The 7,224-nt window shown below is 67.2% G+C and carries 8 protein-coding genes; all 8 read right to left on the bottom strand.

Going from position 1 to position 7,224, the window contains the following annotated elements:
• Positions 1-87: 87 nt before the first annotated feature.
• Positions 88-408 (bottom strand): hypothetical protein, encoded by a 321-nt coding sequence (locus ACWEV3_RS08545; RefSeq protein WP_452613265.1) that lies wholly within the window; start codon positions 406-408, stop codon positions 88-90.
• The gene (locus tag ACWEV3_RS08540; RefSeq protein WP_452613264.1) at positions 398-826 is read right to left on the bottom strand and encodes a YbaB/EbfC family nucleoid-associated protein; all 429 of its coding nucleotides are present in this window, start codon (positions 824-826) and stop codon (positions 398-400) included. Before ACWEV3_RS08540 ends, ACWEV3_RS08545 begins: the two co-directional genes overlap by 11 nt.
• A 21-nt stretch (positions 827-847) precedes the next feature.
• Positions 848-3,022 (bottom strand): hypothetical protein, encoded by a 2,175-nt coding sequence (locus tag ACWEV3_RS08535; protein WP_452613263.1) that lies wholly within the window; start codon positions 3,020-3,022, stop codon positions 848-850.
• 70 nt (positions 3,023-3,092) lie between these two features.
• Positions 3,093-3,467: a hypothetical protein gene (locus tag ACWEV3_RS08530; RefSeq protein ID WP_452613262.1), complete on the bottom strand. Its 375-nt coding sequence runs from the start codon at positions 3,465-3,467 to the stop codon at positions 3,093-3,095.
• A gap of 20 nt (positions 3,468-3,487) precedes the next feature.
• Entirely contained in the window at positions 3,488-3,781 is a 294-nt protein-coding gene (locus ACWEV3_RS08525; protein WP_452613261.1) for a hypothetical protein, read from the bottom strand.
• 36 nt (positions 3,782-3,817) lie between these two features.
• Positions 3,818-4,162, bottom strand: a complete 345-nt coding sequence (locus ACWEV3_RS08520; protein ID WP_452613260.1) for a hypothetical protein — start codon at positions 4,160-4,162, stop codon at positions 3,818-3,820.
• Between the two features lie 96 nt (positions 4,163-4,258).
• Positions 4,259-5,698, bottom strand: coding sequence for a type VII secretion protein EccB (eccB, locus tag ACWEV3_RS08515; protein ID WP_452613259.1), 1,440 nt, complete (start codon positions 5,696-5,698; stop codon positions 4,259-4,261).
• Between the two features lie 141 nt (positions 5,699-5,839).
• Positions 5,840-7,210, bottom strand: a complete 1,371-nt coding sequence (eccD, locus tag ACWEV3_RS08510; RefSeq protein WP_452613258.1) for a type VII secretion integral membrane protein EccD — start codon at positions 7,208-7,210, stop codon at positions 5,840-5,842.
• Between the last annotated feature and the right edge of the window lie 14 nt (positions 7,211-7,224).

Genomic DNA, 7,224 nt, shown 5'->3' with positions numbered 1-7,224 from the left:
AGCTGACACCCTCCCCGTTCAGCCATCCGCTCCCGCGCCCGGGAGCACCCCGTCGAAACTTGAGAAATCGAGCTCCAGAGCCGAGCACTAACCCCCGAAGGACTTGTTCGCGTTGTGCACGTTGTCCTGTTCGGTGTTGTCGGTCATGTTGTTGAACTTCTTGCCGTTGTCGCTGGTCTGCTGCAGCGCCTCTTTGAAGGTCTTGCTCAGGTCCCGGAAGTTCGCGAACAGGTGCACGCCGTTTTCCTTGACGCTGTCGGTGATGTCGCCTTCCTTGCCCGACGCCGCCATCGTCTCGGCCTCCAGGCGGTCCGCGTAGGAGATGAACTTCTCCATATCGGCGGTCGCTTCGCCGAGCATCGGGAAGTCCTTCCTCAGCTGCTCGGTGACGACGAACTTACTTCCCATTGCCGCGCTCCGGGTTCAGCGAGTCGGTGACGTCCTTCTGCATCTCCATCAGCGGCGCCAGGAACTCGCTGAAGGGCGACGCTCCGCCCAGCGATCCGCGCAGGTCGGCGATGTCGCCCAGCTGCGGCGCCATGGTCTCGTTGACCTGGTGGAGCATGTCGGCGCGGGCCTGCTCCACGACCTTCACGACGGCGTCGGCGAGCTCGGCCCGGGCCATCGTCCGGTACCGGTCGTCGTGGAACTCCACTTTGGCCAGTTCGCCGCCGGCCTTGACGGTGGCGCTGATCATCCGGTCCTTGGAGCGGGCCGTGGCGGTGCGGCTGAGCAGGTCCTGCTCGACCTTGCGCATCTCCTGCTGCTTCTCGGTGATCTGCGCGAGCGCCTGTTCCATCTGCGCCTGCAGGTTGCCGAAGTTCACGGTATGTCTCCCATCACGCGTTCAGCGGCCGATGGCCGTGGTGAAACCGCCTTGGCTGCCCCATTTTTCCGGGTCTTCCGTCAGCCAGGTGTTGCGCTGCCGCTCCTTCTCCTGACCGCCGGCAGCGCCACCGCCACCCATCGGCGGCGGCATGACCGGAGACTGCCCGTTCGCGCCGCTACCGCGTCCCTTCGGCCCGGTCTCGGTGTCCATCGTCGACGGCTTGCGCAGCGTGTCGTCCAGAGCGGAGCTGTTCGTCGTTGAACGCTTCGCCGGATCGCCGATCTCGGGCGGCCCGACGGGCCCGACGGTCTTCGTCCCGAACGAGCCGTTCAGCGGAATCTTGTTCTTGAACGGGGCGCCGTCCGGGCCGACGGCACCCAGGAACTTGCCGTTGGGACCGAGGACCAAGTTGCCCTTCGGGTCGAGGACCTGGCCGTGCGGGTTGACGGACGATCCGTACGGGCCGTAGAGCGGCCTGCCGTCCGGGCCGGTGGCGAACGTCCCATCGGGGTTGCGCAGCATCTGGTTCGGCCGGATCGCGGAGTCCGGGTCCACCTTGATCGGCTTGCCGTCCGGCCCGTTGAGCAGCGTGCCGTCCGGCTTGGTGATGGTTCCGTCGGCGTTGATCTTCGAGCCGTTCGGCACGGTCAGCGGGGTGCCGTCCGGCCCGCGCGCCACCGAGCCGTCCGGGTTGAAGACGGAGCTCTGCCCGCCCGGGTTGTTCGGGTCGTACGTCGTGCCGCCGAGCGAGTTGTTTTTGCCCAAGCCCAGCGATCCGGGGCCGGTGAGCAACGACGGCGGCGGGACGTTCTTCTCCTCGTTCAGCGAGCCGGTGCCGGTGCCGTTGCCATCGGTCAGGTTCTGGGTGAGCTCCTTGTTCTGGTCCTCGACCTCGTCGAGGTTGTCCAGGTCCGGGGGATCGGTGTCGTCCCCGGTCTTCTTGTCGCCACCCGAGCCGTTCTCGTCCGGCGTGAGGTTGGTCTTGTTCAGCTCGTCCTGCTTCTGCTTTTCGAGGTCGTCCTGCTGCTGCTTGTAGTCGTCCTGCTGCTGCTTCTGGAAGTCGCCCTGCTGCTTCAGGTTGTCCTGCTGCAGCTTCTGGTTGTCCTCCTGCATCTGCTGCAGCTTCTGCTTGAATTCGTCGTCCGCGCCGCCGCCCGAGTTCGGCTGGTACGTGGCGGTGATCTGGCCCAGGCGGACGTTGGGGAACCCCCGCGGGATGTGCTCGAACTTGCCGTTGGCCGTGCCCATGGCCTGCGCGGCCGGGGCGTCGAGCTTCTGGACGAAATCCGAGTTCCACAGGTCCTTGGCCGCCCGGTCGAGCTTCTTCTTGAACTCCTCCGACTCGACCGACACGTTCGTACCGCCGGCGGTGATCTCCCTGACCTCACCCGCGGAGGAGTAGGTCATCATGAGGTTCATGCTCCGCAGCGCCTCGGCCACTGCCATCCGCGGGCTGCTCAGCGAGAACGCCTCTTTGTTCTCGAGATCCGGGCGCCAGGCGGTGAAGGCGTTGAGCAGCTGGAGGGCGTACTGCGACAGCGCGTCCTTGGCCTTCTGCAGCTCGGCGATCATCCTGGGGTTGGCGACGTCTTCGCCGAATCGCCGCAGCTTCTTGACCGCGTCTTCCAGCTTGCTCTGGTAGGTCTTGGCCGCCTCCCCGGAGAAGCCCTGACCCGAGCCGACCGACTTCGCCTGGGCCTCGAAATCGGCGGCCCACTGGTTGATCGCGGTCTGGGTGTCCTGCAGCTGCTTGATGTAGAAGTCGACGCTCGGCTGGCTGGCGACGACCTGGTTGCCGGCCGTGTTCTCGAACGGGGCGATGGTCGCCACCGGGTCGAGGATTTCCTTGCCCTGCGCGAGGATCTGGCTCCAAGTGCTGCCCGCGCCGAACTGCGAGTGGTCGAGGTTCACCCCGATGTAGAGATAACCCCAGTTCCACCCCTGCGCACCTTGGTCGGCCCCGACCGTGAGCGCTTTCGACTCGTACTTGAACTTCAGGTACACGTCCCAGGTGTTCGCGGGGTCACCCGGCATCGTGTCGCCTTGCAATCTGTTGCCCCCACGGGCCTGCTGCAGGTAGTCGACGGTGGCGATCCAGGACGGCGAGTCGTTGCCGGCGAAGGCGTCGCGGTCGGCGACCTTGAAGTGACTGGGCACGAGGGCCTGGAGCGCTTGTTCCCAAGCAGCCGACATTTCTGCTCACTCTCCTACGACGTGCCCGCGGTCGCCGACCGCGACGATTGCCAACCGACCGGCCCAGCGGTCAGAAGGAGTTCTCCGATTTCTTGGTGTTCTCTTCCTCGGTCTTGTTGACCGTGGCCTGCAGCTTTTCCAGCTCATCGACCCAGCTCGGCATCCAGTCCTTGACGAGCGTCTGGAGCTGGTTGTCGATGTTTCCGGCGAACTCCCCGGCCCGCTGCGTCAGGGTCTGCGCCTGCGGCAGGAGACCGACCAGCAACTTGCTGTAGCCGTTGCCGGTCTTGCCGCCGTCCAGGTCCTTGCTGTTCTGGGCGAACGTCGAGAGGTTCTTCATCGGTTCGGAGTTCATCCACTCCGTGTAGAACTTGTCGAGGAAGGTCTTCTGGCCGCTGATCGCCGCGTCTGTGATCTCCAGCTTGTTCGTGTCGGGTTCAGCCATGGCACATCACCTCGCCGTCATCACATGAAGTACTGGGCGGCGACCTTGTCGACGTCCTTGTACGCCTCGGTGACGTTGTTGAGGAGCCCCGAGCCCTGGTGGAACTGCTGGATCATGTTCTTCTGCTCGTTGTCGATCATCTGCTGCGCGCCCTGCCACGAGTCCTTCCAGTGACCGGACAGCGCGGGGTCCTGGATGATCTGGTTGACGACCCGCTGGATCTCGTCGATGTGCCCGTTCAGCTTCTCGGTCTGCTTGAACATCATCGCGACCAAGGCTTCGGACTCCGCCTTGTTGACGTCGAGATCGGTCATTTTCGGTTCCTCACAAGGTATTCGGATCGGAGCGGATCAGTTGTGCGGCTTGCTCAGGACGTCGTAGATGCCCTGCCCGAACTGGGCGGCCTTGGTCTGGTTGTCCTCTTCCGCCGCCTGGATCTGCTTCTTGGCCGCGCCGAGGTTGTTGATGACCTCGTCGACCTTCGCCTTGATCTTGTTGTAGCTCTGGGTCCACGCCTCGATCTGCGTGCCGAACGTCCGGCCGGCCCCGGACCGCATGTACTCCTGCAGCTGCTGGTTCATCTGCTGGACGTTCTTGGCGGCCTGATCCATCGAGTCGACGTGCTGGACCAGGCTGCTGGTCAGTTGTTGGTGCTTCGCTTCATTCTGAGCGAGGTTGTTGGGCGAGGTGACCACCGATTCCTCCAAGGTTTTCGAAGCCTCTGGCAATCACGAAACTAGGACCACCGGCCCGCGCCAACCACATCCCAGAACAGGGACGTGGCAGGGGATTCAGCACTGCGGAGCGGCCGGGACCTGCGGGGTCTCGGTCACCGGCCGGGCGGCCGCGACCGGGTCCAGGGCGGGGCCGGTGGGCAACTGGTCGACGAGCATGGGCGGCATCGCCACCGGGCTCGCCGGGTAGCCGAGCGCGGTCGCCACATCAACCGACGGCACCGGGTATTTGACGCCGTTGTCTGCCACCAGGTACATCGTCGGAGCCTGGGAGCCGCCCGTGGGCGCGGCGGCGGCGAGAACGCCGCTGCCGGGCTGCAATGCCACCCGGTCCGGCCGGGAACAGCTCAGCGCGACCCCCGGCTGCGCCAGCACCGGGTTCGCGGTGTCCGTGATGTCCTTGGGTACCAGGGACATGCCCCGCACCACCGGAGGGCCGGCGGCGGTGGAGACGCACAGGGCCTGCTTGTCGTCGTCGGGCACCAGCTGCGGCGGCGTTTCCGGGAATGCGCCGTCGCGCGTCAGCACGTCCTTCGCCGCGGCCGGGGCCGAGTGCGCCGTGATGTCGCTCGCGCCGATCCGCCGCGGCTCCACCGGCTGTCCGCCGTAGGCGACCTGCTGCGTCCGCGGGTCGCCCCGGAGCAGCTTGAACAGCGTGTCGGTGAGCGGCACCAGCCCGCCCTGGGTCAGCAGGTAGGGCTTGCTCGCGGCGTCGAGGAACAGCTGTCCGACGACGCTCGGCGCCCCGCTGAGCTGCGGCCCCGCGGTGCCGCGACCGGCCACCTCCGGCGCCACCAGGTCCGGCCCGGACGGCAGCGCGTTGAGGAACCCGGCGGGCACCTCGATCGGGTCGGTGGTGCTGTAGCCGAGCGCGGCGGGGCCGGCGGTCTGGGTGTCCATCCGGAACTTCTGCCACTTCCAGGCGAGGAACACCGTGCCGTCGGGCCCGGCGACCAGGGCGCCGTCCTCATCGGTCATCGGCTCGCCACCGCCCTCGCCGACGAGCATCGTGAAGTCCCGCTCGCCACCACCGGTGGGGGCGGCGCAGGTCAGCCACGGATCGGTGCTCAGCGCGGCGGCCGACGGCAGACCGTCCGGCGCGCCGGGAATCCCGATCGGCGCCCCGCGCGGCGTGCCGAGCAGCGAGTTCTCGGTGACGGTGTGCACCGACAGGTCGGCGCCCGCGATGAGCCGGGCGGACGCCTGGTTGAGCACCGGGTGCAACTCGCCGTTGAGGAACAGCCAGCGCGCGCCGCTCTCCTTCTCCACGACGAGCGCGCCCGGCACCTTCCAAGCCGTGGCACCGCCCTTGTTGATCATTCCGAACAGGAAGGTCCCGATTCCGAGCAGAACCGCGACGATGATGCCGATGGCCAAGCCGCGCGACGTCCGCCGCTGCGGCGTGTCTGAAATATCCGGATCGGCACGCAGCATTCCCGCGCTGAGCCGCCCCATGACGAACATGTGCGCCTGAACCTGATCCCGCCGCGACTGCACACTCCCACGCCCTCTGCTGCGAAGAACTCGTCAACTCAATGCGTCCGGCCAACCCGCGACCAGCCGGACCGTCGAACTCGGACGCAATTTCAATGGAAATCGAAGGTCCGATTTCCATTGAAATTGCGGACCAACCCACCCTCAGCCGTTGATGGCGCGGATCAGGCCGAAGACTCCTAGCACCGTCAGCATCAGCGGGAGGAGGCTCACCGCCAGCAGCACGTGCAGGATGTCCGCGGCCCGTCCCCAATACGGGACCATGCGCTTGCCCGGAACGACCCAGCCCGCGACCATCAGCGCCACGCCGAACAGCGCCACGCCGACGAACAGCAGCAACCGTCCGAAGAGGTCCTGCTGCGCGAGCACCAGGACCAGCACGGTGCAGCCGAAAGCGCCGGGGACGACCACCGAGAGCCGGTGCCAGATCCCGCCCACGTCGCGGCCGTGCAGCAACAGCACCGCGCTGAGCACGCCGGCCATCGTGTACGTGGACCAGTCCGGCTCGGTGAGCAGGCCGGTGATGGCCGCCGCGCAGACCAGCCCGACCGCCAGGTACAGGGCGGTCATGTAGTTGTCGGCGACCTCGGTGCGGTCGAGCACGTTCCGGCTCGGGTGCGGCTCGATGCCTTCCTGCAGCTGCTCGGAGTTCGTCGGCAGCGGCGGCATTCGCAGTCCCGCGACGCGGAAGGCGAGTCCGGGGATGAAGGCACCGAAGATGACCGCGATGACGGCCGTCGCGGCCATCGCCTCCGCCATCGAGCCGGTGAGCAGCATCAACAGCGCGGTCACCACGCCGAAGACGCACACCACCAGCACGCCCAGGAACGCGTGCGCGTGCGTTCCGGACGCCGCCAGCGCCAGGACCGCACCACCGGCCGCGGTCGCCGAGGCCGCGAGCAGCGCCGCCATCCCGGAAGCCTCCGGGCCGGGCGCGAGGAAGCCGGCGAGCGCCAGGAACGGCACCGCCGCAATGCCGAAAGCGGTGCCCGCGAACGCATCGCCGACGGCCCGGGAAGCCGATCCGGCCGCCGCCAGCAGCAGCAGCGAGACGACGCCCGCGGCCACCGATCGCACCAGCGAGTCGCCGGGCAGCAACAGCCCGAGCCAGATGATCCCGGCCACTACCAGCGTCAACGCGTGCAGCAGCCGCTTGGTCCCGGTCGCCGTCCAGGAACCGGCGCGCGCCTGCATCCCGGAGGCGATGCCGTCGACGAGGTCGTCGAAGTGCACCGCGGGCATGGCTTCCTGCCGGGAGCGGAGGTAGAGCGTCTGCCCGTCGTGCAGCCCGAGGGCTTCCGGGGTCGCCTCCTCGTCCAGCGGCTCGCCACCGACCTCCTGCAGCAGCCAGCCGCCGTGGTCCAGGCCGGCTTCTTCCACCTGCGAGCCCGCATAGCTGATGATGGTCGGCATCAGGTCGATCAGCGGAACATCGGTCGGTACCGCGAGATCGAAGTTTCGATCAGGTGCCCGGATGGACAAACGGCACAGTCCCGCAACTGCGCTAGTGCTCACGCCGGTTCACGCTC

It is taken from the genome of Saccharopolyspora sp. NPDC003752, assembly GCF_053605825.1.
Note: the sequence above shows the minus strand (reverse complement) of the source record. Positions and strands in the feature narration are given on the sequence as shown.

Bases quoted from the DNA above. Each gene is read 5' to 3' on its own strand.
- ACWEV3_RS08545 (WP_452613265.1), bottom strand. From the start codon at position 408: ATGGGAAGTAAGTTCGTCGTCACCGAGCAGCTGAGGAAGGACTTCCCG.
- ACWEV3_RS08530 (WP_452613262.1), bottom strand. From the start codon at position 3,467: ATGGCTGAACCCGACACGAACAAGCTGGAGATCACAGACGCGGCGATC.
- ACWEV3_RS08525 (WP_452613261.1), bottom strand. From the start codon at position 3,781: ATGACCGATCTCGACGTCAACAAGGCGGAGTCCGAAGCCTTGGTCGCG.
- ACWEV3_RS08535 (WP_452613263.1), bottom strand. From the start codon at position 3,022: ATGTCGGCTGCTTGGGAACAAGCGCTCCAGGCCCTCGTGCCCAGTCAC.